General features: G+C 57.5%; 18 protein-coding genes. 3 read left to right on the forward strand and 15 right to left on the reverse strand.

The features are described from left to right. Positions 1 to 35: 35 nt before the first annotated feature. From EB233_RS24420 to EB233_RS24440, 5 genes are all read right to left on the reverse strand, one after another. Complete coding sequence (locus EB233_RS24420; RefSeq protein ID WP_064991879.1) at positions 36 to 2,027, reverse strand: nucleoside-diphosphate sugar epimerase/dehydratase; 1,992 nt, start codon at positions 2,025 to 2,027, stop codon at positions 36 to 38. A gap of 210 nt (positions 2,028 to 2,237) precedes the next feature. After that, the gene (locus EB233_RS24425) at positions 2,238 to 3,356 is read right to left on the reverse strand and encodes a glycosyltransferase family 4 protein (RefSeq protein ID WP_064991880.1); all 1,119 of its coding nucleotides are present in this window, start codon (positions 3,354 to 3,356) and stop codon (positions 2,238 to 2,240) included. Next, positions 3,353 to 4,477, reverse strand: coding sequence for a glycosyltransferase family 4 protein (locus tag EB233_RS24430; protein ID WP_064991881.1), 1,125 nt, complete (start codon positions 4,475 to 4,477; stop codon positions 3,353 to 3,355). The genes EB233_RS24425 and EB233_RS24430 overlap by 4 nt, the downstream gene beginning before the upstream one ends. Positions 4,478 to 4,607: 130 nt before the next feature. Further along, positions 4,608 to 6,026 carry a glycosyltransferase family 4 protein gene (locus tag EB233_RS24435; RefSeq protein WP_155765446.1) on the reverse strand — a complete coding sequence of 473 codons (1,419 nt, stop codon included), beginning with the start codon at positions 6,024 to 6,026 and terminating at the stop codon, positions 4,608 to 4,610. Further along, positions 6,023 to 7,261 carry a glycosyltransferase gene (locus EB233_RS24440; RefSeq protein WP_081294317.1) on the reverse strand — a complete coding sequence of 413 codons (1,239 nt, stop codon included), beginning with the start codon at positions 7,259 to 7,261 and terminating at the stop codon, positions 6,023 to 6,025. The genes EB233_RS24435 and EB233_RS24440 overlap by 4 nt, the downstream gene beginning before the upstream one ends. A gap of 482 nt (positions 7,262 to 7,743) precedes the next feature. Here EB233_RS24440 and EB233_RS24445 point away from each other — a divergent pair, with 482 nt between their 5' ends. From EB233_RS24445 to EB233_RS24455, 3 genes are all read left to right on the forward strand, one after another. Next, on the forward strand, positions 7,744 to 7,983 hold the full coding sequence (locus tag EB233_RS24445) for a hypothetical protein (protein WP_155765447.1): 240 nt from the start codon (positions 7,744 to 7,746) through the stop codon (positions 7,981 to 7,983). A 200-nt stretch (positions 7,984 to 8,183) separates the two neighbouring features. Further along, positions 8,184 to 9,020 carry a Stf0 family sulfotransferase gene (locus EB233_RS24450; protein WP_171892258.1) on the forward strand — a complete coding sequence of 279 codons (837 nt, stop codon included), beginning with the start codon at positions 8,184 to 8,186 and terminating at the stop codon, positions 9,018 to 9,020. A gap of 62 nt (positions 9,021 to 9,082) precedes the next feature. Further along, a complete protein-coding gene (locus EB233_RS24455; protein ID WP_027055055.1) occupies positions 9,083 to 10,075 on the forward strand; it encodes an IS481 family transposase in 993 nt (330 codons plus the stop codon). Positions 10,076 to 10,119: 44 nt separating this feature from the next. Here the strand turns inward: EB233_RS24455 and EB233_RS24460 are convergent, their stop codons facing one another. The 10 genes from EB233_RS24460 to EB233_RS24505 all read right to left on the reverse strand — a co-directional run bounded on the left by EB233_RS24460 (position 10,120) and on the right by EB233_RS24505 (position 23,141). After that, on the reverse strand, positions 10,120 to 11,292 hold the full coding sequence (locus EB233_RS24460; RefSeq protein WP_081294109.1) for a glycosyltransferase family 4 protein: 1,173 nt from the start codon (positions 11,290 to 11,292) through the stop codon (positions 10,120 to 10,122). Positions 11,293 to 11,312: 20 nt separating this feature from the next. Beyond that, positions 11,313 to 13,574 (reverse strand): glycosyltransferase, encoded by a 2,262-nt coding sequence (locus EB233_RS24465; protein ID WP_081294110.1) that lies wholly within the window; start codon positions 13,572 to 13,574, stop codon positions 11,313 to 11,315. 101 nt (positions 13,575 to 13,675) lie between these two features. Then, the gene (locus tag EB233_RS24470) at positions 13,676 to 15,439 is read right to left on the reverse strand and encodes a class I SAM-dependent methyltransferase (RefSeq protein WP_171892259.1); all 1,764 of its coding nucleotides are present in this window, start codon (positions 15,437 to 15,439) and stop codon (positions 13,676 to 13,678) included. Then, positions 15,436 to 16,404 (reverse strand): class I SAM-dependent methyltransferase, encoded by a 969-nt coding sequence (locus EB233_RS24475; protein ID WP_064989934.1) that lies wholly within the window; start codon positions 16,402 to 16,404, stop codon positions 15,436 to 15,438. Before EB233_RS24475 ends, EB233_RS24470 begins: the two co-directional genes overlap by 4 nt. Before the next feature lie 141 nt (positions 16,405 to 16,545). Next, positions 16,546 to 17,286, reverse strand: a complete 741-nt coding sequence (locus tag EB233_RS24480) for an ABC transporter ATP-binding protein (protein ID WP_064989935.1) — start codon at positions 17,284 to 17,286, stop codon at positions 16,546 to 16,548. A 2-nt stretch (positions 17,287 to 17,288) separates the two neighbouring features. Continuing rightward, on the reverse strand, positions 17,289 to 18,098 hold the full coding sequence (locus EB233_RS24485; RefSeq protein ID WP_064989936.1) for an ABC transporter permease: 810 nt from the start codon (positions 18,096 to 18,098) through the stop codon (positions 17,289 to 17,291). A 120-nt stretch (positions 18,099 to 18,218) separates the two neighbouring features. Further along, complete coding sequence (locus EB233_RS24490; protein ID WP_064989998.1) at positions 18,219 to 19,175, reverse strand: NAD-dependent epimerase/dehydratase family protein; 957 nt, start codon at positions 19,173 to 19,175, stop codon at positions 18,219 to 18,221. A gap of 21 nt (positions 19,176 to 19,196) precedes the next feature. Further along, positions 19,197 to 20,186, reverse strand: coding sequence for a GDP-mannose 4,6-dehydratase (gmd, locus tag EB233_RS24495; protein ID WP_064989937.1), 990 nt, complete (start codon positions 20,184 to 20,186; stop codon positions 19,197 to 19,199). 108 nt (positions 20,187 to 20,294) lie between these two features. Continuing rightward, entirely contained in the window at positions 20,295 to 21,710 is a 1,416-nt protein-coding gene (locus EB233_RS24500) for a mannose-1-phosphate guanylyltransferase/mannose-6-phosphate isomerase (RefSeq protein ID WP_064989938.1), read from the reverse strand. A 3-nt stretch (positions 21,711 to 21,713) separates the two neighbouring features. Then, positions 21,714 to 23,141: a phosphomannomutase gene (locus EB233_RS24505; RefSeq protein WP_064989939.1), complete on the reverse strand. Its 1,428-nt coding sequence runs from the start codon at positions 23,139 to 23,141 to the stop codon at positions 21,714 to 21,716. Between the last annotated feature and the right edge of the window lie 269 nt (positions 23,142 to 23,410).

Here is a 23,410-nt window from a genome sequence, read left to right on the forward strand (position 1 = left end):
ACAATCTCGCCATTCAACCGCCCGCTGCAACGTCTCTAACCTGCTTGCCCGACTGGTCTGGGGCCAGTTTGCTGCAGCGTGTCGGGCGGCGCCGGAGAATCCGGCCGATGGAGTTCGGCCAACACGGCAAGGGCGGAGGCCTTGTCCTGGTTCTTCATTGCCGCCTGCAGCGCAGCCAGCGCGGCCTGGACCGCCGGCCACGCCACGACATCGGTCCTGAGACCGAAGATCTTAGCGATGTCGAGCGTAATGATCTCTTCATTGGCTCCCTGGAGCGTCTCATGCAGCTTCTCACCGGGCCTGATGCCGGTGAAGCGGATCGGGATGTCCGCATAGGGCGTCTTGCCGGCCATGCGGATCATGGTTTCCGCGACTTCGAGAATCGGCACGGGTTTGCCCATGTCCAGCATGTAGATGGCATAGTCGTCCATGCCGTTGCGCGACTGTGCGTCGGCGGCGGCCATGATGACGAGGTCGACGGCTTCCGCCACTGTCATGAAATATCGCGTCATGCGTCGATCGGTAATGGTGACCGGACCACCAGCTTCGATCTGCGCCTGGAAGATCGTCGCCACCGAACCATTGGAGCCAAATACGTTGCCGAACCGCACAGCTATGAACTTGGTACCGGAACGGCGCCCGTCCGACGCGATCGTGTGGCTTTCGTGCAGGGAACTGACGAGCTGCTCGGCCGCTCTCTTCGTGATGCCAAGCACCGAGGTCGGATCCACGGCCTTGTCGCTCGATATGAGCAGGAACTGCGGAACGCCGCACTTGGCGGCAACCTCAGCGCAGACAAGCGTGCCGAAAACATTGGTCTGAATTGCCGATTCCCAGTTCTCCTCTAGCAGCGGAACGTGCTTGAGCGCCGCGGCATGAAAGATGATGTCCGGTTTGAACTCAGTGACGACACGCGTCATCTGGCGCCGGTCCGCGACATCGACGATGCGGACCTTCAGGCGATCATGGTCGCTCTCGTCGACATATTGGCTCAACTGGAAGATGCCGAACTCGGAATTGTCGGCGACCAGCACCGCCCCTGCCCCCAGTTCCAGCGACCGCTTGACCAGTGTGCGGCCGATGGACCCGGCCCCTCCCGTCACCAGGACACGCTTGCCGCCGACAAAGGCACCGATGCGTTCGATATCGGACGGCACCGTCGGGCGGCGCAGGATCGTTTCCATCTCGACCTCGTCGAGAACGATCCTTCCCTCCTGTCCCAGTTGCGAAAGCCTCGAGAACTGGAAGACGGCTATGCCGCCATGGCGGGCGATGCGCACAAGCTCGGAATATTCCTCGATCTCATGCTCGACCCCGCTGCCGAAAATAACCAGGTCGATGCTCTTGGTGCCGGCGGCATAGTCCTCCAGCACATCGATGAGGCGTGGCCGGGACGCCACCACGGGAACACCTCGAATGCGTGTGCCCAACGGTGCGCCGCGCTCGGTCGCCATGATGCCGGCGATGGAATAGTCGGCCGGCTCCGCCGTGCGCGTGAAGCGGATGATCAGGTCGGCTTCGCCGAGCCGACCGACGAACAGCGCCCGCTTGGCCTGCGCCTTATCAGCCTTCAGGGTGACGATGCCCCAGCTCGCGCCATCGCGAAGGAACCGGTAGAACAACCGAGGCGCCGATATGATGGTGAAGGAAACGAGGAAGAAGACGATGAATTGACGCTCGTTGAGGCCAGCCACGGGCTGCAAGAAACGAGACAGCAGCGAAAGAGCATAGAGCACGACCGTCAGAATCGCACAGCTCTTCAGAATGTTGAAAAAGTCAGGGGTCGAGGCAAAGCGCCAGATCGTGGTGTAGAGACCACAATATCGAAACAGCAGGTGGCTAATGAGCACGATCCCGGTCCAGGTGACGAGGCCTTCGTAAGAGAATGCATCGAACGAAAGATTTGACCTGGAGAGCACCAGGCTGAGCGCCACGGCGATCAGGACCATGACCATATCCTGGACCATGATGATGGCGCGCCGCATCTTCGGCCGGAATCCGGATACGGCATTTACATAGGAAGTCATTGGCTAGTACTGAACTCCGAGCACCAAGATTTTGACACTAAAGTAGCGCTAGATTGAATACCATTCGGTACCGGCCACATGTTCTTAGTGCCAATCCTCGGCCCCCGCCGCTTGTATCGCATAGCGTGGACTTGAGATCATCGCCAGAGTTTTTTTGGCTTCAGGCACTTTGCGGGCAGCGTCCCGTGCCCCGCGTGCGAGACCGCTATTTCAAGCGGGTCGAGTGTCCAATCGGGAATAGAGGCTGGCATAAGCCTTTCCCATCCTGTCAGCAGTAAAGAGATTGGTATACCGATCCCGCGCGGCCCGTCCCCATCTCTCGGCTTCTTCAGGCGAATCCACCAAGCGGTTGATGCCTTCAGCCAGACGCGCCGGATCCGACGGCGGAACCACCAGCCCGGTTGCCCCAGGCTCGTTGACATACGTCGTTCCCGTGCCGATTTCGCACGAAATCATCGCTTTGGCGCACATCGCTGCTTCAACCAGGGACAGCCCATAGGCTTCCGACCTCTGGTTCGACGGGAAAACAAATCCTCGGCTGGCATGAAGCAACGCCATCTTCCTCTGTTCCGTGACCTCCCCAAGGAAGATTACGTTATCGAGACGCAATTTCGCGGCCTGAAGTTTGAGTTGCGGCTCGATGGGGCCGGACCCGGCGATGACAATCTTGCAACGCACCTGATTGGCCGCCTGGATCAGCACGTCCAACCCCTTGTAGTAGCGCAAGACACCGACAAACAGCACGAAGGGTTCCGCCACCGCCAAACGGCACCAGTTATTGTCGGCTTCGGTCGGTACGGGGTAGGCATTCTCGTCAATGCCGATCGGAATGACCGTCGATCTTGCCTCGAAGCCTTTGAGAACAGGACTCGATTTCAGATAGTTCGGCGATGTCGCAACGATTGCATCCACGTCCTGCAGGAAACGCAGCATCAATGGCCGATAAAAGGGCAGCAAAAGCCGCTGTTTGACGATGTCTGAATGATAGGTGACGACACTCGGTTTGCGGTGGCGGGAATGAAAATGCACCATGTCCATGAATGGCCATGGAAAATGGTAGTGTATCAGATCCGCTTTCCCTGCCAGCTCGTTGAACCTGCGAAAAACCTCAAGTGAGAATCCCGTCGACGCCAGCTCGAAATCCAGCTGGGCTTTGTGGGCCATGTGTCCGTCAAATCGCTGGGTATTCTCTGTCGGAGCGCGACTTAGGGAAAGCACTTCGCTTTCGATGCCATAGCTTGCCGTGCTTTGGGCGATGGCATGGATCGTTCGTTCCACCCCGCCGAAGGTATCAGGCCAATAGGTCTTGAAGAAGTGCAGGACTTTCAAGCGTTGCTCTTCCGTCTTTGTTCGACGGCCTGTTCAAAAACCCGCAGCATGCCCTTGGCATGATTGTCCCAGGTGAAGCGCCCGGCATTTTTCTGCGCACCTGCTGCGAGACCGCTCCGGAACTGCGCATCGGCACAAAGCTGGCTAAACGCGGCGGCGATTGCCTCTGGATCGTTGGGAGCGACCAGGACAGCGTTGCCTCCGGCAACTTCAGGCATTGAGGACGTGTTGGACGTCAGCACTGGTTTGCCAAAAGACTGCGCCTCGACAATTGGAAAGCCGAACCCCTCGTAGAGGGACGGCATCGCCAGAAAAAGGCAATTCGCATAAAGCGTCGCGAGCGTCATGTCGTCGACGAATCCGGTAAACTTGATGTTCGCCTCCAGCCCGCCGGCGCGCACCTTATCGGCAAGGCCCGTCTGTTTCCACCCCGAGCCGCCGGCGATGACCAGATCGCAGCCAGAGCGGATGCTTGTCGGCAGCAAGCCGTAGGCCTTTATCAGATTGCCAAGGTTCTTCCGGGGCTCGACTGTACCGACAAAAAGCGCATAGGGCTGGCTGATGCCGAGCGGCTGCAGGCTCGCAAAATCTCCAGGCGCCGGCAGCGCGACGGTGCCGGGGTGCACGGTCCTGACCGGCGCTTTCAGCCAGGGGAATTCGGCGGTCAAGGCGGTGGCCGTGGCCATCGAATCGGCAACCACGGCATCGGCGGTCCGCAGCGCGGGCTTCATCAGCAGGCGGTCACCCGCCCAGGTCCGGGTTCGCATGGTCCGCGCGGCGTGCAACCAGACGAGATCGTGAATCGTCACCACCCGTGCGATGCCGCCGTCGAGAACCAAGGGCAGACGATGCGATGGCCCCCAGAACACCTCCACGCGGTCGCGCCGGGCCAAGGAGGGCAACACGGCCTGGCCCCAGAAGATTCGCGCATAGGGGCCCTTGTAATTGGCGACCCGCACGGAAACGCCAGACGGAATTTCGTAGTTCGCATTGATCCTGCCAGGCGAATAGACAGTTACACCGGCACCGAGAGCCGCCAATGCCTTCACGGCATTATGGACGAACCGGCCGATCCCGTCGGTAGCCGACCCGAGATTCCTGCCATCGATGCCGATTTTCAATCTTGTCTCCGGAACTGAAACAGGGATGCCGGGTCCATTCGACAGTATGAACGTTGTGACGAATCGGACGACAGCAAGAAAGGTCCTTAGGTGCCTCTATGCTCGGCAATGAGGCTGTCGGGCCGTCGGCTCAAATGCCGCGTTGTTCGCCAAGCAATCTTTCGGCCCTTGTGAAAATTGTGATGGCTGTTTCATCCCAAGTTGGAGCGTCATACTCGTTTTGTATGCGGGCTTCCGCCTCTGCCAAGGCGCTAGGATGGTCAAAGTACCATTCCAGCCGGTCCGCCCACAGTTGCACGTCCCAGGGGTCAAGATATTCTATCAGATCGCCGCCAACTTCGGGAATTGAGGCTACATTTGAGGCGAGACAGAACTTCCCGGCAGCAAGGCTCTCGGCGACAGCCAACCCCCAACCTTCATAAAGTGAAGGGAAGACGGAGAAAAGCATATTCTTATAGAGCCAATTGAGGTCTGCATCGCTCACATTTGCAAGCACTTTCACGAGGTGCTTCACGCGGTGGTCAAACCGCAGATCCGCGAGAAAGTCGCTTACCCCCCAACCCGGCATGCCCACGAAGACGAGCGTCGGCAGGTTCTTGACCCCCTTGTCCACCAGACGCGTATAGGCGCGATAGAGCGTCTCGTGATTTTTCCTGCGTTCAATCGTCGAAACGAAAAGGATGAAACGCCCGCCAACTGCCTCCCTCGTTTGGATTGAAACATTGGCATCGTTAGATGTCGGAAGATGGCTACCGAGCTTGATGACCGTTGTCTCTGGGATCGGCGCCCCAAGCTCCTCCAGCAGAACAGACAAGTCGCGTCTGCTGCATTCGGATATACTTACAATCTCGTCCGCGCACCAGGCGATATCCACAAAGTAGTTAGCAAACTTTGCCGCCACGTCACCAACGCAAAGGTGGGGAAATTTGACCGGAATTAGATCATAACAACAGAATATCCCCTTGAAGCCCCGAAGAGATTTTTGTTCAGCGATAAAGACTGGGTCCTTCTGATCCCAATCCAGTCCAAGCGAAATATAGACATCCCCATGCGAAAAAAGGGCGTTCTCCAGCTGGCGCCCAGGAGCCTTCTGCAAATGAGTTGTTTGCATCGACGACGGAGCCCAGAAGGCGCGCATGGCCCGCCGGAATTCGCGAATGCCATTTATGCCTGCTTCCGCAACTTCTCGCCTGCCGGCAAGATATCGAAATATCGGGTCACCGATCCGGCGCGGGAGCCTATTCAAAATTCGCCGAACGACGGATGCCAATCTTACTGTCAGTGGAACGGCAGGACTTTGGATTGGGATATTTTCGGCGGCCATCACGACGGCTGTCTGATGAACGTGGCCAATTCTGTCTATCGTATTTCGTACATCAAATGCTTCTACTTCGGTATAGCCGGAGTTCCGGTCAAAGCGACAGAATGAAACAGCCGAGCCCTGATGGTTCAACGCGTATTTCGCGCATTCCGCTTCCACTCTTATGATACCGACAGCAGGACGATGCCATTGCAGTATCGATGTAACATCGAGCCAGATTTTGTTCACGGCACAAATCTTTCGCGCATCAGTTTCTCAACCATCGCCGGCAAGGGGGCTAGACATGCGTCCCAGCGCAAAGCCTGACGACATTCCGATCGTTGCGACCCTGCCTGCAATGGCAAACTAGGCGGGCAAGCCAGAACATGCCTCACCGCGTGTTGAAATTCGCTCGCGTTACCTCCGACGAACACCTCCGGCAGATCAATAAACGATTCAAAGCCCCTGAAGGCTGACGGTGTACCGATCACATATTTCCCGGAATACAAAGCCTCCGCCGTTTTAATATTCGATCCACCACCGAATGGTATCGGCAATATAAACCCATGGGAAAGTGACTTTACTGCAGCAAGATCCTGATCCGGTAGCGAAAACAGCAATTGCAAGCGGGACAGATTCAATGCCGACCATTTCGTATCATCCATCGCTCGATAGATATGCTCTGTTACGCTGCCGGCAACGACCAGCTTGCTCGTCGGCGAGAAGCAGCCGAGGGAGCCTCCGAATATCTGCGCAAACCCAGTAAAATTGGGTGGATGCGCGCTTGCTACATAGAGAAGCCAGGGATGCGCTGGAAGCCGCGGACGCCAGTTTTCGATAGCCTCATCGTCGGCTTGCCAAGGTTCAATGCCATTGGGCAGTAACTTGACGTTGGTTAACCCCCAGCTCGTCAGGACATCGACTTCTTCCTGCGTAACCGCCACGGTCAGGTCGGCCTCATGTGCCGCCTGGCGCTCAAGCCGATCGACCGCCTCGGTTACGTCTTCAAAGTCCGCAACACGCGAATCGGTTAATATCCCGCGCTTCAGCGGCGCTTCGATATTCTGCGATCCATAGACAAGAAGCGATGAGGAGTATTGGCTGTGCTCACGCAGCGCCTTGGCCAATGGCCACAACCACGGCTGCTCTACGTGGATGACATCGATCCGGCCTGGGATGGTCGCCAACACTCTTGGCAACGCACCATCTTCGCTGCTGGCAAATCCACCTGATGCGAGGTCGGTAACGAAAGGAAGCTTCCTGCCGTTGAACAGTCTATAGGGGTTATTCTGTGGAAACGGGATGTCGTGACGCCCAGTTCGCGGTTTTGAGTAGGCCTCGTCGGGATATACTGCGAGCGGAACAACGTCCCATCCGCTAGTCTCGTAAGCGCGCTTGATATTCAGCAGTCGCACTTCGCCACCATGTCTGGGCTCGACCAGTGGATATGTGCTGAGGATGAGAACCGTGCCTTTGGATGGCATTAGCGTCGTTTTCCTGTTTAAGGGCTCCAGGACGTTCCAGCATCTTCATGTCCGTCCCATCCCCCCAACATGGATAAGTTCTGGCGTCCGATTTGCCTCTCATCGCGAAGCGCTACCGTCTCTTGGCCAAGCCCTTCGGATAGCATTTGATCCACGCTTACTCCTGAAGATTGCCTGGTTTCGTCCTGTTCCGAATCTATGGGCACAGGTTCAGGTATTGCAGCACGTTACGGCTTGTCAAACCTGCTATTCCAACCGCCTTGGCGTACACTTCGGGAAGTGCAGGGCGGAAGCGCTCCAGACGTCTCGCCGGCTTGCATTTGCAATAGGCGATGAGGCCCCGTCCGCCGAGGGCTTGGGCCGCTGTTGTGGGGTTCTGAGGCGGTCGGGCAATGAAGGGGAGGATAAAGATCACAATCTGTTGACCCGCCTATCCCTGCACATTACTAAGTGCCGGAATAGCGCGCCCTCCGCTAGATAACATGATCGAACTGCAAGCGGCCGGCAGCCGCCTGCGCGAATTGCCACCCCTTTTTAAGGGAGCAAGGTGGATGATCTATGACCAAACCAGTTTTGAGCCTGCCAATCCCGCTCGACTGCTGGTTCCTAGAAAACCGTTCGTTTCATACGCTCAGAACTTTGAGGATGTGATGCTGCATCGCGCATTGGGCGCGGTAGAGCGCGGCTTCTATGTCGACGTAGAGGCATGCGAGCCAGAATAGGATTCCGTTACTTATGCATTCTATCGTCAAGGTTGGAGCGGCATCAACGTGGAGCCCGCGCCATGCGCGATTGAGCGCCTATTCGCGGCTCGCCACGAGGCGCTGTTTCAACCCCAACCTAGTGAATGGCCGTGAGAACTAAAATTAGTGCACGTAGCCTGCTATCCGCACCGTTAGGTATCGGAAGACACCTTGCAGAAGTGACGCTTGAACTGGTTGGTGCCGGACGCAGGCGAGGTTCTCCCCTGACCGAGATGCAGGTAAAGGAATCCGCAAGCGCCGACTCATGGAAGTTTCCCATTGACAGCCGCGATGCGTTGCAGCGTGCAATAGGGGAGATAGAACAGAGCTACTCGATTGCCTTTGCGCCGCGGTGCGGTAGCAATTACCTCTGTGAACTGTTGACGCTGGCTGGAATCGGTCGGCCGACCGAATATTTCCAGTACGATCTTCCACATTGGAAAGTTCCTGACATTGCGTTGGCGGTGTCGAACGTCTTTCAGCAGAATACCGTCGACGGTGTTTTTGGCGCGAAGGTGGCCCATGATCATTGCGCTTGGTTCCAAAGTGCGATCGGCAAGATTACTGGTAGGAACGAGCTCCTGGGTGACCTGCTGCCAAATCACAAATGGCTGCGACTAGTGCGAAAAGACAAGGTCGCGCAAGCGATGTCGCTTTACAGGGCACAGTTAACGCAGGAGTGGCTTAAATGGCAGGACGACAGCAAGTCGAACGGTGATATTCCCTACGATTTTCTGGCGATCGTTGCCTGCTATCACACTGTAGTGACTGCAGAACTAGCATGGGACGTTTATTTCTCGGAATATGGTATCGAGCCACTGGTCGTCACCTATGAGGATTTGGCGGAGCGGCCCCATCAGACGGTCGCGGCAATAGCGGCATATCTGACCTTGGAAAACTGGCGTTCGGTAGAAGGAGTCGACGCGAATCTTCGAGTCCAGCGAGATGAAAATACAGCCCCGCTAATCGCGCAATTCCGTCAAGCTCTGATCGATGTTGGCCGTCTGCCGGACTAGACTAAATGTTTGATCCCAGGCTTTGATGGGGCATCCTTATCTTCCGAATCAAAGGATGCGCTATGGGCCAGGTTCTGCATGGGAGCGCCACAACGACAGAGGCGGTCCGTCGAGCGATACAGTATAGTCAAGAGAGCCTGAGGGCTCTGGCCAAGCGCTACGGGATCAACCAGAAGACGGTCGCCAAATGGAAGAGGCGAACTTCAGTCGCCGATCTGCCGACTGGTCCGAAGGAACCGAGATCGACAGTGCTCTCGATCGAGGAGGAGGCAATCATCGTCGCCTTCCGGCGCTACACGTTGCTACCGCTCGACGACTGCTTTTATGCCTTGCAGCCAACCATCCCGCACCTGACGCGGTCTTCATTGCATCGCTGCCTGCAACGCCATGGCATCGGCCGCCTGACGGATGTCGAGGGTGACAAACCGGCGAAGAAGAAATTCAAGAGCTACCCGATCGGCTACTTCCACATCGACATTGCCGAGGTGAGGACCGAGCAGGGCAAGCTGCACATGTTCGTCGCCATTGATCGGACCTCGAAGTTCGCCTTCGTCGAGTTGCACGAGAAGGCCCCCACCGCCGTCTCGAGAGACTTTCTACTGCGCCTGATCGCGGCCGTTCCCTACAAGATTCATACCGTGCTTACCGATAACGGCATTCAGTTCACCACGCCCGGTGCCGGTGGCTCGGCGGTGCCGCTGATCAAGGAGGCAATCGCCAATGGCGAGATCTTCCGCGCTCACGCCTTCGAGTACACCTGCGCCAGGAACGACATCGAGCATCGCACGACCAAGGCGAGGCATCCGTGGACCAACGGCCAGGTCGAGAGAATGAACCGAACCATCAAGGACGCCACCGTCAAGCGCTTCTACTATGAGGGCCACGACCAACTACGCACCCATCTCGCCGACTTCGTTGCCGCCTACAATTTCGCTCGCAGGCTCAAGACCCTCAAAGGTCTCACCCCATACGAGTTCATCTGCAAGGCATGGGTCTCACAACCGGAACGCTTCAAACTCAATCCGCTCCAGCAAATGCCGGGACCAAACATCTAGATAAGGACACAGTCTGGCATACCGATAGCGGATTTCTTTGGAAGTCACGCTGGTACTGCTGCCAATTCAACCGAATTTCGCCCCGTTAATTGTAAGAGGCGATCGCGTGTTTGGGCTGCAATGCATTCGAATGTGAATTCCTGCGTCCATTGTTGCGCGAGGTTGTCGAATTCATGAACCGACGTTGGCCCACGGTCGAGCGGCAGCATAGGCTGGTTGGGCTTGGACAGGCCACGCAATTGGGCGAAAACGAGTTTCGACAATGCTGTGGCAAGTGCTTCCACGTTCCCGGTTGGCACAACGCAGCCCAAACGATTAGCGATGTGAGGCAGGTTGTAGGCGTCATAAACCAGAGGGACGCAGCCGGCACGGAAGCCTTCGGCGACTGGGCGGCAAAATCCCTCATGATAGGAAGGAATGGCGACGATGTGGGCATCGCCAAACAGCCGGTCCCTCTTGGCATCATCAATCGTGCCAGTAAAAGAGACTATCGACTCTAGGTGGTGCTTCTCGACGAGAGATTGCAGCTCTCGCACATAGGCTGGATCGGACCAATGCATATTACCGGCGATGGTCACATGCATCACGTTTCGCACATCTGGTGCGCGGGCTATAGCGCCGATCAGGTCGTGAATGCCCTTTGATGGCGCAATGCGGCCCATGAAAAGGACAGATATACGATCCTTGGCCTTGTCCGAAAGTTTGGAGGGCACCGGGTCTTCGACCACAAGTGGTATAATCCGGATCTTGGTCTGATCGAAGCCGCGTTTGAGCAAGTACTCGGCATTGCTTGGGCTATCCGCCCAAATTTCGTTGGTATGCCGCAGTATTTCGATCTGGCGCAACGAACGCTCCGCCATTGGAATGTCGGCCTGTCGCACCAAATGCGGCGGCGTCACATTGTGAAAGCGAACGACTTTGGTACGGGGTCCGCCGCCGAGCAGAGCGTCGAACAGGCCGTGATGAATGCCAAAATGAAAAATGGCGGCATCAGCGGTGTAGTAGTGTGGATCGAGGAGTAATTCGCCCGAGGTGTTACACTGACGATGCGCTATCTCCGGATACTCACAGACATACCCAAGGTGGATAGCCTCGAAACCGGCGTCTTTGGACAGGAAGCGCATGGTATCGCGCACGGCAAGCGAAATCGCATCATGCCGCAATATAATGGGAGCCACGACTGCAACACGCAGCAGTTGTCTCTCAGTTCCCGTCATCCCACCCCCCTTTAGGCTATTTAGTCGGTCTCTACCTCGCAAGCCTTGCGCAAAAGCGCAACAACCCCATCCGCCGCTGCCTCGACCGAAAAATGTTGCTCATAGCGGCGACGGCCGGCTTCACCGAACGAACGGCGCAATGATGCGTCGACGATAAGTCGTTCCAGACAGCCTTCAAGCGAGATTGGGTCGCCCGGCTCTGCCAGCAAACCTGTCTCCTGAGGCTCGATTATCTCGACCATGCCGCCAGCGCGGCAAGCTATGACCGGCTTGCCATAGATCATGGCTTCCACGAGTACTTGTCCGAAGGATTCGAAACGGCTGGGCGCTACGAAGATGTCACAGGCTCTATAGAAACCTCGCAATTGCTCTTCGGAAGTCTCACCATGAAAGCTCACCCGTGCAAGGGTATCCGCAGGCGTCGTGGCCTCGAAGACCGCGCGATAGGTTGTCTTGCCGTCCGGTCCCGGAATCTTGTCATTGCCCACGATATCGAAATGAAGATCAGCATACTTCGTAAGCAACTTCGGGACGACATCAAGCAGCACATCGATCCCTTTGCGTCCTTCAAGCCTGCCTATGAAGACAACGCGCAATGTACCCTGCGGCAGTGGCGTGGGCGGCACATCGGGAAGAGCCGAAAAATCCTCCAAACCCAGAGGCACCATGGTCGTGCGCGTATCGTCTAGGGCAACGTCATAGACCGACGCTATATCGTGCCGGATGGCCTTGCTTATGGCGTGAATCCCCGCCGACTCTCGCAACAGGCGGGTCTCCAGGGCCAGCATTGGCTTGGCGAAGTCCTGCATGAATTGCGGATCCTTCCTGTGATGACCATGGCTCTCGAGCCAGAAATGCAGGGTTGTTTGCAGGCCAGTCACGAGCGGAAAGCAGTTGTCGAGCAGAACGGCCGCCCCCTCACAATCCCAGATCGGTGCGTAGACGGCATCGACCTTCTGACGCTCTGCCAATCGGCGCACTTCCTGTAACATGAGCACCGAATTCGCCCAGATATGCGCCGGAATGATCATCCCCTCCGGCGGAAGTTCGCTCGGTTGGCGCGACACAACGCGGTGGACCCATACTCCCTCCTCGAAATCCACACGGTCATGTCGCTCGCCTCGGGTGAGCACATGGACATTGTGACCGGCAGCAGCGATCGAGCGCGCCAGTTGGTTGATATATCGCCCGACGCCACCGACGATACCGGGCGGATACTCTTGGCTGAGAAAGACGAATGTGTTGCGCCCGCCCGGAGGGTTTAGGCGCGGGAAGGCCAGGAAGGGAGCTGACATCCGTAGGGCAAGCTCAGGGTTCATCAAGCGACGGGAGCCACTCAGGCCGCGCTTGAGGCCGACCTCCCATGCCCTTTCTTCGTCTGCTCCAAAACGATCGAGATCAACTGGGGACAGCAGATGACTTGTTTCGACGTGGTAACGGACATCCGCTTCCTGCCCTCGCGCGAACGATAGCATCTCATCGACAGCGCGCTTGGCGCTATAATGACCGCGGTTGTTGATGAGCGAAAAGTAAAGCTTGTTCTTAAGCACGGGATAACGGACGCGCGTCACACGATCGGGCGTGCGAATGGCGCTGGGCAAGAATTTATGGTGGACGACAGCGTTTGGCAATTGCCGTATGGTCCAACCTGCGTCGTTGACGCGACAGCATAGGTCGGTTTCATCAAGATAGAATTCATACTCCTCGTCGAAGCCGCCAAGGGCGAGCAGCACATCGCGTCGAAACGCCGCGTTCGTTCCCTGCAGATAGGGAAAATTGAAAGACCCGGGAAAATTGTACTCGTCGGCCGGAGTCTTACGGTGCCAATCAGCATTGCCCAACCTGTCGGCTGACGAGTATAGATATTGCATCTGAGCACCAGTGTGGTCCATCACGATGCCACCAGCCGCAGCTACTTGCGGGTCGTCGAATGCGCAGAGGAGATCAGCCATCCATTTCGGTTCAGGCATGCCGTCGTCGTCTACGAAGGCAACGATTTCACCAGCTGCCAATGCAATGCCTAGGTTGCGCGATATTGAGAGATTGCGCTGCGGATTTGTCGCTACCTTGATACGCCCCTCCCAATCAGCCAGCACCCCCGCGATACCATCATCCGTCGGCCCGCGAACGACGCAGACTTCGTATTGAGGACCCTCGAGGAATTGCAGGCAACGCAGATTTTCAGCAAGCGAATCGGCACGACCATCTGTGCAGATGACGATGGAAAACCGAGGATTCGGGTCTTTATCGACGATTCTTCGGTTGGGTTTATCCTTATGCATGAGTGATCGTCTTCACCTTTGGAGATGACTGCACGCCGATCAATTCAAAATCTTCAAGATGACGCGCAAAGAGATTTTCTGTTTAATTGCGTCCGAGATGTTTACTCGCTTCGTACGAGGCAAATGTCGCAGAAGAGCATTCGTTGCAGCGCGAGGTAATGCACGCGCCAACCCATATTAGCGCAGAGCCAGTTCACCACCTGAACAATACCATAGGGTGAGTTGGAAGCATGGTCCGCCATGATGTAGTCATTGAAGACAAGATAGCCGTCCTTCGAAAGCTTGCGGGCCGCGACTTCCGCATCGCGCAGCACCCCTTCTAGCGTATGGTCCCCATCAATATAAATGATGTCGTAGAATTCGTCCCGCTGCTGTGCCATGAGATGACTGCTGTCGCCCTCGAAGATGCGCATCCGGCCACTTGCCACTTCACCGGCGAAGCGTCCCTCATAGAATTGTCGATGAGTCTGGCCGCGAAATGTCTCGACTGAAGGCCGTCCCCAGATCGTCTCGACTTCATGTAACCGGAAAATATCGAACGCATCGAATCGGGTGGGTTCCAGTGTGCGCAGGACATGCTCTGAAAAATCTCCGAATGCCACGCCGATCTCCGCGAATTTTCCGCCGCGGGGCAAGGTAGCTAAGGCATCCTCGCGCGTTGCAAAGATCCGAGCCTTTTCGACATGCTCTTGAACTAATGAAAGAGGATCATTGGAAATGTGAATAGAGCCATTGGAAACCGGACCTGACTTTGGTCTGCTACTGCTCTGATCGACGGATACCAGACGTGGATTCCTCCAAATTTGAGCGCCATCAACCTCGGCCATCAGCTCTAACGAATCCTTCCCAGCGTCGAATGTGAAGCGGGTCGGTTTCTCATTCTCCAAGACCCAACCGGCCCTGTGAAGAGTTCCAATTAACACGCCATCGAGTAGACGTGAGTGTGTGCCGATGACTAGCCATTTTGCCCGTTCGTTCAGAGTCTCGACAGCGTTTGACACAAGTTCAGCTTCCCAACCCTGAACATCGATATGGACGAGATCCCAGACCGGCCGGCGGGTGAGAAGATCTCGAAGCGGGAGAATGTCGACGTCAATATAATCATCAACAGCGTGAGGGATATAATCGGCGTCGTCCTTGTTTACTTCACCGTTATTATCGCGAATGGGCCGCCCGCCGCCGGCATTCGCAGCGTCAGAAATTCTGGGCCAACGGGCGTGTCCCGCCTGCGTGCCTACAGCCGCGCGAAGCAGGCTGTGTGCGTCGGGATCGAGGTTATTGTCGATGAAGTGCTGGCGCATCAGCTCTAATCGACCCGGATCAGCCTCGACACCGAGCAGGTTGATATCCTTGATGCCGAGATGCGAGCATGCAACTGCGCCTGCCACCAGCCACGGCCCCCAACCGGCGCCAAGTTCCATCATGGCAAAACCATTCCTGGCGGATGCTACAGCCTTGAGCAGGCCGATCCACTCGACCGCTTCGAAGAGGTCGTGCGGAACTGGCCGCCCAAACACCTGCCCGTCAAACTGCCGCGCTATGTTCCAGAGCGAGGTGGTTCGCGTCCGCGTGCCGAGGAAGTCTGTCACAAAGCCTGGTTTCGGCACCGGCCGCACATCCTTGAAAAGATCAAAAACCCAAAGATCGGCAGCAGTGTAGCCAGCGTATATTTCTCCTGACGTGGGAACGAATTTTACCTCCAGCGCGGGGGTCGAAGGCGGAATCACCTCAGCGGTATGCCCGCCGGCGGGAACGGCGTCGAGCCGACGCAACCGCTCCAAAGTCTCCGTCGCTGTATGCGGAAGGTAAATCAATCTTTTGGCGTAGCGAAGGGCCTTGGTTGGGATCGAGGAACGTTGGTTCATGGTGCTATTCCTACAATCTCGAATTCGAAACATTTGCCGTTCCGGCGCCCAGCGACCGGAATGGAAATTCCCTTGAACCCCGCCTCTTGCAGGAGCACTTGTAAGCTGTCGGGCGTGAACAGGTTGAAATGGTAATCGCCATGGTAGTCTTGCGCACCATAGGTAACCTCCCGAAAGTCTTCAAAAGACATCGCACCAGTTGCCGCTGCCTGCACCATAGCGGCCGCGTCGGGCGTCACAACCTTAAATGTTCCGCCTGGGCGCAGCCGGCTGCGCCAATAAGGAAGCAGACGCCGGCGCATGGTCTCAAGAGGAAAGTGCTCGATCAGATGCGCGGAGAAGATTTCGTCCACACTACGCTCCGCAAAGGGCAGGTCGCCGACATCGGCAACTACGTCAACGCCTGGCAGAGGGCGCGCATCCACGTTGATGTAATCCGGCAGCGCGATGTGGCCACTGCCCAGATTGAGGCGTAGCCGCTTTTCGCGGCGCGCCGCTTCGTATTTGTCGGTGGAGACTATCTGCGGCTCGACCTTCTTTAGTCCAGCACCGTCAGCGGCGGATTTTCCGCTGGATCCGTGATTGAACTCGAAGAGGATTTCCCGGCGAACGAATTCGACTCGCTCCCACAACGAAGCGATGGCTGCATCAGCATTCTCGCCACGCGCTTCCGCTGCATCGGCACGTTGCGAAAACGATGCGAAAGCGTCGTCCAGTCGCTTGGAGAGTGCCGCGACCTCATAAGAGATAGCCGGGACACTCGCCATAGCGTTCAGGAAGGCGGGAATGTGCGTTTGCCAAGCTTGCTCGATCTGAGCCGTCCGTGCATCAAGTGGCGAGAGGCGATTTTCGATCGATGTGAGGTGAGTTTCGATCGGCGCGACGCGACCTTCGACGCGAAACCATAGCCTCCGCCAAAAGGGCCGTATGATTGGAAGCAAAACTGTCTTAACGGCCTGTTTCATAACGCTTATCAATCTCTCTACACTTGCCGCCCCCGGCCGCCATCAAACCCGCGCTGAAGCTTCTGGGCAGACCTTGTCGGGATCGTCTTCCCACTTGGAAACACACTCCTTGCCGACCCTACCTCCGTTCAAAAAAAACTCTCAACCGAAATAGGCCGGCAAAACCACATCCGTAGATCCATCCATTCGCACGCGACCGTGCTCCATCCACAAAACACGATTACAATTCTTTTGAAGCAACTCGCGCGAGTGGCTGGCCAGAACGAGTATCTTAGTCGTGTCGACGATCTCGCGCAGCCGCTTGTCGGCCTTGTGCTTGAAGTCTTCGTCGCCGGTCGAAAGCCATTCATCCATTACGAGTATTTCGGGCCGGATAGCCGTGGATGTCGAGAAGGCCAGGCGAAGCTGCATGCCAGATGAATAGGTGCGGAACGGCATATCGAGGAAGTCGCCCAATCCGGTGAACTCGGCGATTCCGTCGAATTGCTCGCGCAACTCGTTCGGCCGCATGCCCATCATGGCCGCGCGCAGCCTGATGTTCTCGCGGCCTGTCGCTTCAGGATCGATACCTAGCGAGATGTTGATGAGGGACACGCACTCGCCGTGGGTAGCGGCGGATCCGCTTGTCGGCTTGTATATACCCGACAGAACACGAAGCAGCGTCGTCTTGCCAGAGCCATTGTGGCCGACGAGGCCCACTCGATCCCCGTCCTTAAGCGAAAAGCTCACGTTCTCAAGCCCGCGCACGATGACATGACCATCGCCGCGGCGGTCGATCGCGCCGCCGGTTGCGACGCTGAGCACCCTGTTCTTGAGAGAACGGCTTGCCGCGTTGAACACCGGGAATTCGACCGAGACGCCGGCCAATGTGATAGAAGCCATCTTCAAAGCCAGTAGGGAATGCGGTGACGATAACGGTCGAAAAGCAGCAATGCGCCCCCCCACCCTGCGACTACGTACACAATGCACGCTATCCAACTGGTAGTGGACGGCAACCCGCCCAGAAGCGGATCTCGCACGATGCTGATTAAATGATAAAAGGGATTAAGGTCCAGCAACAGTCGCGAAATGCCTTCGGGCAGCGTTCGCGGCATCCACATGACAGGGGTCAGGTACATAATCACCTGCAACAGGTTCTGCATCACCTGGGTCATGTCGCGGTAGCGGGCGCAAAGCACACCGAGAATGAGCATGATCCAGACCAGATTGAGCGACAAGATGACAAAGCCGGGCACCGCCAGCAAAACGTGCCACGTCGGCATGCGTCCGACAGCCAGGAGGACGACAGGGTAGATGAGGATGTTGTGCCCGAGAATGATGGCGTTGCGGTACAACGTCCGTAACACCTGGGTGAACAGCGGCATGCGCACCTGAAGGATGATGCCCTCGGCGCCTATAAAGGCCGTGCATCCCTCGTTGATAGACGATGAAATGAAGCCCCAGAAAATGAGGCTGACGCAGATGTAGGGAAGAAATTCCTGCATCGGCGACCGGAAGAGCGTGCCGAAGACGAAACCAAGCGCGGCGATCAGCACGCCCATGTTGATCGTCAGCCAGAATGCTCCAACCCGCGAGCGGCGATAACGCTGGGCCACGTCCTGCCAACTGAAAGTTGTCGCAAGATAGTGTTTCTCCAACGCAGCGCGGATATCGGTGAATGCCTCTGCAAGGAGGCCTGTTCTAGTCGGCAGCATCTATCCCGTTCGCGTGTTCTGCCCAGGCCCAACCGGTGCGATACATTATTGGTCCGTTGACATCAAGTTGATGGACAGTCTTTGCCAAACTGATTGCGCAAACGTGACTGCATCCCTGTCCTACGCCTCTCCCACCCGTGCGCGGCAATCTTTCAGAACCGTGGCAAGAGTGTCCTCGAAGGGATGCTCCGGCATCCAGCCAAGACACGTTCGGGCGCGGGTGGCATCGCCTACGATATACGGCAGATCACTCGGTCGCAGCCGCAGCGGATCTTGTTCGGTGACGATGTTGACACTGCTTTGCGCCAAGAGTTGGTCCAAAATATCTCCCATCCGCCGCGGAATGCCGGATGCGACGTTGAAGATCGTGTTTGGCGCGAGATTGTCGCTGTTCAGGGCCACATGTGCGTAGGCGCTGGCGACGTCGCGCGCATCCAGAAAGTCGCGCTCCGCATCGAGGTTGCCGACGCGAATGACCGGCAGGGCCAAGCCTGCTTCAATCCGGGCGATCTGTATGGCAAAGGCCGGCACCGCAAATGCCTCGGTTTGTCCCGGTCCCGTGTGATTGAAGGGACGCAGTCGAATGCATTTAAGTCCCTGGCGCGAAAGCGCGCCCAGTGCAAGATCGGCCGCCGCCTTGGTCACGGCATAGTCGTCGGTCGGTGCAAGCAACGTGCTCTCGTCAAGCGGCCGGCCGGTTTTTGCGCTCTCGCCATAGACCAGGCCCGAGCCGACGTGAAGCAGCCAACATCCCGGTGCATTGTCAAGGATGGCATGAGCCACGTTGAGCGTGCCCTGCACGTGGATGCGCCAGGTGTTTTGAGGGTCGGCCTGAGCCGCGCCCAGGGCTGCGATGGCCGCCAGGTGGACGACGTGCGTCGGCCGATGACGTTCAATGGCGTCATCGACTGCGACCTTGTCCGTCACGTCGAGCGCCTCGATTTGGCCGAACAACGGATGCGGCCCGCCGTCCTTTGAGGTCGCAACAACGGCAACGTCACGACCACAGATACGGTGCAACGCTTCATAGACATAGGGCCCGACAAAGCCCCGTGCGCCCGTGATCAAAACTCGCATGCCGACCTCGCTAACCACACCCTAGAGGTGTTGGTCACGTCTTACACGCTCAAGATCGGCTTCGACCATCTCAATGACGAGTTCCTTGAGGCTCGTCTTTGCCTCCCAGCCCAATTTCTCCTTGGCCTTGGTCGGATTGCCATGCAGAACCTCGACTTCCGCGGGCCGCAGGAAGCGTTCGTCGACGGAAACATGATCCTCCATATCGAGACCGGCATGTTCGAAGGCGAACTTGCAGAAGTCCCGAACGGAGACGGTCTTACCCGTCGCGACCACATAGTCGCTTGCCGTATCCTGCTGCACCATCAGCCACATGGCTTCCACATAGTCACGTGCGTGGCCCCAATCGCGCTTGGCGTCCAGGTTGCCGAGCGCCAGCTTTTCCTGCAGGCCAAGTTTGATACGGGCGACACCGTCGGTGATCTTGCGGGTGACAAATTCGATGCCGCGCAGGGGCGATTCGTGATTGAAGAGAATGCCGCTTGAGGCGTGCAGTCCAAAGCTCTCACGATAATTGACCGTCATCCAATGCGCATAGAGCTTGGCCGCGGCATAAGGAGAGCGCGGATAAAACGGGGTCTTCTCCGACTGGATGGGTTCCTGGATCAGCCCAAACATTTCCGAAGAGGATGCCTGGTAGAAACGGGTTTCGGGACACGCTATCCGCACGGCCTCCAGCACGTTGGCCGCGCCCATGCCAGTCACGTTGCCAGTCAAAAGCGGTTGTTGCCAAGACGATTTGACGAAGGATTGCGCCGCAAGATTGTAGACTTCCGCCGGACGAACCTCCTGAAGCACCCGAATGAGGCCGGAGAGATCCGTCAGATTGCCGTCGTGCAGCACGATCTTGTCGGCGATTCCGAGCCATTTCAGCCGTGAACCGACCACATCGGCAGAGGCACTGCGCCGCAAAAGGCCGTGGACCTCGTATCCCTTCTCAAGCAGGAACTTCGAGAGATAGGCTCCATCCTGCCCGGTCACGCCGGTGATAAACGCTATTTTGGAATTCATGATGAACCTGTCTCTACTTTCTCGATCGCTATTTCAGGAATGCAAACCATCTGCCCGGAAATGCGAAACGTGGCCAATTCGCAGACGTGCCAGAGGGTTGTCTTCAGGTCAGGTCCGCCCATAAACATCATCGAACCGCACGATATCGTCTTCCCCAAGATACTCCCCGCTTTGCACTTCGATCATGACGAGGGGAAGAATGCCGGGATTTTCAAGGCGATGCTTGTGGCCGCATGGGATGTAGGTGGACTGGTTGGTCGCCAGCAGGATTTCACTCTGGCCGTTGACGACCTTGGCGGTCCCGCTCACCACCACCCAGTGCTCGGAGCGGTGATGATGCGCCTGAAGGCTAAGGCGCGCGTTCGGCTTCACCTCGATCCGCTTGATCTTGAAGCGCGGGCCTTCCTCCAGGACTGTGTAGGTGCCCCATGGGCGATGCACGGTTCGATGCAGTGTTGCCGCCTCATGCCCTTCCAGCTTGAGGCGATTGTAGAGGTCCTTGACCTCCTGCGCCTTGTCCTTGTGGGCAATGAGAAGCGCGTCCGGCGTGTCGACGATCAACAGATCCGAGACGCCGACAAGACCCACAAGCCGGTCTTCGCTGTGCACGTAGCAGTTCGTCACCCCATGGAGCATTGTCTCCCCGGTCGTGCGGTTGCCGTTGTCGTCGGCTGGAACAAGCGTCGACAGAACGGTCCATGAGCCGATGTCGGACCAATCGAAACTGCAGGGCACAAAACCGACGTTCCTTGCTTTCTCCATCACCGCATAGTCGATGGAAACTGCCGGAACAGCCGCGAAACCATCCCTGTCTATCTCGACAATGATGCGGTCCGGGGCATTGCTCGTCCTGGCCTTCTCGAGTGCCGTGCTCGCATTGGACAACACATCCGGGCACAGTTCCTGCATCGCCGCGATCATGGAGCGGGCCGTAAAACAGAACATGCCCGAATTCCAGAAGAAACGACCGCTGGCGATAAACTGGGCCGCTCGCTCCGCGTTCGGCTTTTCCACGAATCGAAGGACCGTGTCTCCCTCGGCCTCGATATAGCCAAACCCGGTTTCGGGGCTCTCGGCCTTCATGCCAAACGTTACGATCCGTCCTGTGGCCGCAATCGCCGCCGCCTTCGCCACGGCCGCGCCGAAGCCGGCTTTGTCCAGGATCAGATGATCGGCAGGCAGCACGACCAGAACCGCATCCGGATTGTCGCCGGCGACCTGCAACGCGGCGAGTGCAACCGCGGCTGCGGTGTCGCGGCCGAAAGGCTCCAGCAGGAAGGTGTTCTTTACGCCAGGCGCCGCCACCTCCGCATACTCGTCCGCCGTCAGGAACAGCAGATCGCGGTTGGTGACCGTCACGATTTGATCGACGCTCGCAAGCCCGGCCGCGCGGGCGTAAGTCCTGCGAATGAGGGTTCCCCCTCCCGGCAAGGGAATGAAGGGCTTGGGGTGCGACGCGCGCGAAATAGGCCAAAGGCGGGAACCGACACCGCCACTTATGATGACAGGAACGATAGTGGTCAAACTTCAGCTTTCCAAGATTTGAGTTTGGCCGAGGTCAAGACCCCAACCGAGCAATTCGTCCGCGCGGGATTCTGTCTTTGCCTCGATGTAGCATCGCAATTCGGGCGCGTTGCCCGACGCACGGAAGTGAACGACCTCTCCGTTGCGGGCGGTGATACGCACACCGTCGCGAGTGTCAACATTCGCGACGCCGCCGAGAATCTCGAAAAGAGTCCCGGCATAATCGGCATCCGTCGCCAGTCTCTTGAGGAAAGATCCGCTCTGTTCCGCCGACACACCCTCAAGCCGGCCACTTGCCGCGGCAAGGAATTCGAAATCGGCAGCGATCTCGGCGAGCGGTCGACCCGTCACCGCAATCGTCGACAGCGCACAGAGGATTGGCAGCAGCGAATCCCGGGTCAGCAAGGCTGCGAGCGCGCGGCCATCCTTTTCGATGGATGAGCCCAGAAGAACGCCGCCATTCGCTTCGAAGCCGACGACGCATTTCGCCCCTTGAGCGAGGGCCGTGCCGATGCCTTCGATAACATAGGGCGAGCCTATGCGGGTGCGCAGCACCGTTGCGAAATGCCCGCAACGCTCGAGCGCAGAATTGGAACTGACCGGCGTAACGACGCAGTCCGCATCAAGAAAATGCGCTGTGATCGCGCCTATCAGGTCGCCGCGCACGAAACTGCCCTGCGCGTCGGCCACAAGCGGCCGGTCGCCGTCGCCGTCGGCGGACACGATGGCGTCGAACGGCTCCGCCGCCGCCCAGCCTTTGAGGAGCGCCAGATCCTCTTGCCTGAGCGCTTCGGTATCCACTGGAATGAAATGCGTGGACCTGCCCAGGGGCACCGCCTCGGCTCCCAACGCCTCAAGGATATCGACAATGACGTCCCTTGCCACGGACGAATGCTGGTAGACGCCGACACGAATCCCGGACAGGCTACCGGTCTGAAAGTAGGCAAGAAAATGATCCTTGTAGTTTGCGGTCGGTTCGGAACCCAGTTGCAGGAGTTCAACCGCTGGCTGCGATCGACTGGCTGTCTGCAAGCCTGCGTGGATTTCCACGATCTCTAGCTCATCGCGCTTATCGATCTCGCCGTCCGCCCGATAGAACTTGAGCCCATTCCTGTCGTCGGGAATGTGACTGCCGGTCACCATGATCGCCGGGGCATTCTTGCCCGCGGCATAAAGCGCCAGGGCTGGAGTGGGCAAGGCGCCGCAATCGACCGGCACTAAACCGGCTTCGGCGATCGCTGCATGGACAATCCCCGCAATCTCGGGACTGGAAGAGCGAAGGTCACGACCAACAAGGATCTTCTCGCCCTCGTTCGACACACCACGTCCGATAAGCATGCGTGCGAACGCAATTGTATAAGCACGCGCCGGTGGTCCCCGGAGCTCGCTGACGAGGCCGCGTAGCCCGCTGGTGCCGAACTTCAACGTCACGGATTGCTACCTCTTTCGAAGAATCTCGGCTCGGCATAAATTGCGGCAAGCCCCCTCACACTGCCACAGCGTGAAGTCTGGCGAACGAGACGGTTTGATCGCGCGCCACTATAGATCAAAGCAAGTGACCTGATCTTCACATACAGGCAGTATTTGCTTAGCGGCCACTAATATTGCTTGACGCAGCCAGTTCTCATTGCCTCGAGCAAGGATGATCCCCTTCAAGAAGCTCTCCGTGAATTGCCAAGCCCCCGCCTGACACCCGAGTT

It is taken from the genome of Mesorhizobium erdmanii (genome assembly GCF_013170725.1).
Lineage (GTDB): Bacteria > Pseudomonadota > Alphaproteobacteria > Rhizobiales > Rhizobiaceae > Mesorhizobium > Mesorhizobium erdmanii.

Excerpts from the sequence above, each read along its gene's own strand:
- EB233_RS24465 (WP_081294110.1), bottom strand. The coding sequence starts at position 13,574 with ATGCATAAGGATAAACCCAACCGAAGAATCGTCGATAAAGACCCGAAT.
- EB233_RS24455 (WP_027055055.1), top strand. The coding sequence starts at position 9,083 with ATGGGCCAGGTTCTGCATGGGAGCGCCACAACGACAGAGGCGGTCCGT.
- EB233_RS24490 (WP_064989998.1), bottom strand. The coding sequence starts at position 19,175 with ATGCGAGTTTTGATCACGGGCGCACGGGGCTTTGTCGGGCCCTATGTC.
- EB233_RS24460 (WP_081294109.1), bottom strand. The coding sequence starts at position 11,292 with ATGACGGGAACTGAGAGACAACTGCTGCGTGTTGCAGTCGTGGCTCCC.
- EB233_RS24485 (WP_064989936.1), bottom strand. The coding sequence starts at position 18,098 with ATGCTGCCGACTAGAACAGGCCTCCTTGCAGAGGCATTCACCGATATC.
- EB233_RS24475 (WP_064989934.1), bottom strand. The coding sequence starts at position 16,404 with ATGAAACAGGCCGTTAAGACAGTTTTGCTTCCAATCATACGGCCCTTT.
- gmd (WP_064989937.1), bottom strand. The coding sequence starts at position 20,186 with ATGAATTCCAAAATAGCGTTTATCACCGGCGTGACCGGGCAGGATGGA.
- EB233_RS24440 (WP_081294317.1), bottom strand. The coding sequence starts at position 7,261 with ATGCCATCCAAAGGCACGGTTCTCATCCTCAGCACATATCCACTGGTC.
- EB233_RS24480 (WP_064989935.1), bottom strand. The coding sequence starts at position 17,286 with ATGGCTTCTATCACATTGGCCGGCGTCTCGGTCGAATTCCCGGTGTTC.
- EB233_RS24420 (WP_064991879.1), bottom strand. The coding sequence starts at position 2,027 with ATGACTTCCTATGTAAATGCCGTATCCGGATTCCGGCCGAAGATGCGG.
- EB233_RS24470 (WP_171892259.1), bottom strand. The coding sequence starts at position 15,439 with ATGAACCAACGTTCCTCGATCCCAACCAAGGCCCTTCGCTACGCCAAA.
- EB233_RS24445 (WP_155765447.1), top strand. The coding sequence starts at position 7,744 with ATGATCGAACTGCAAGCGGCCGGCAGCCGCCTGCGCGAATTGCCACCC.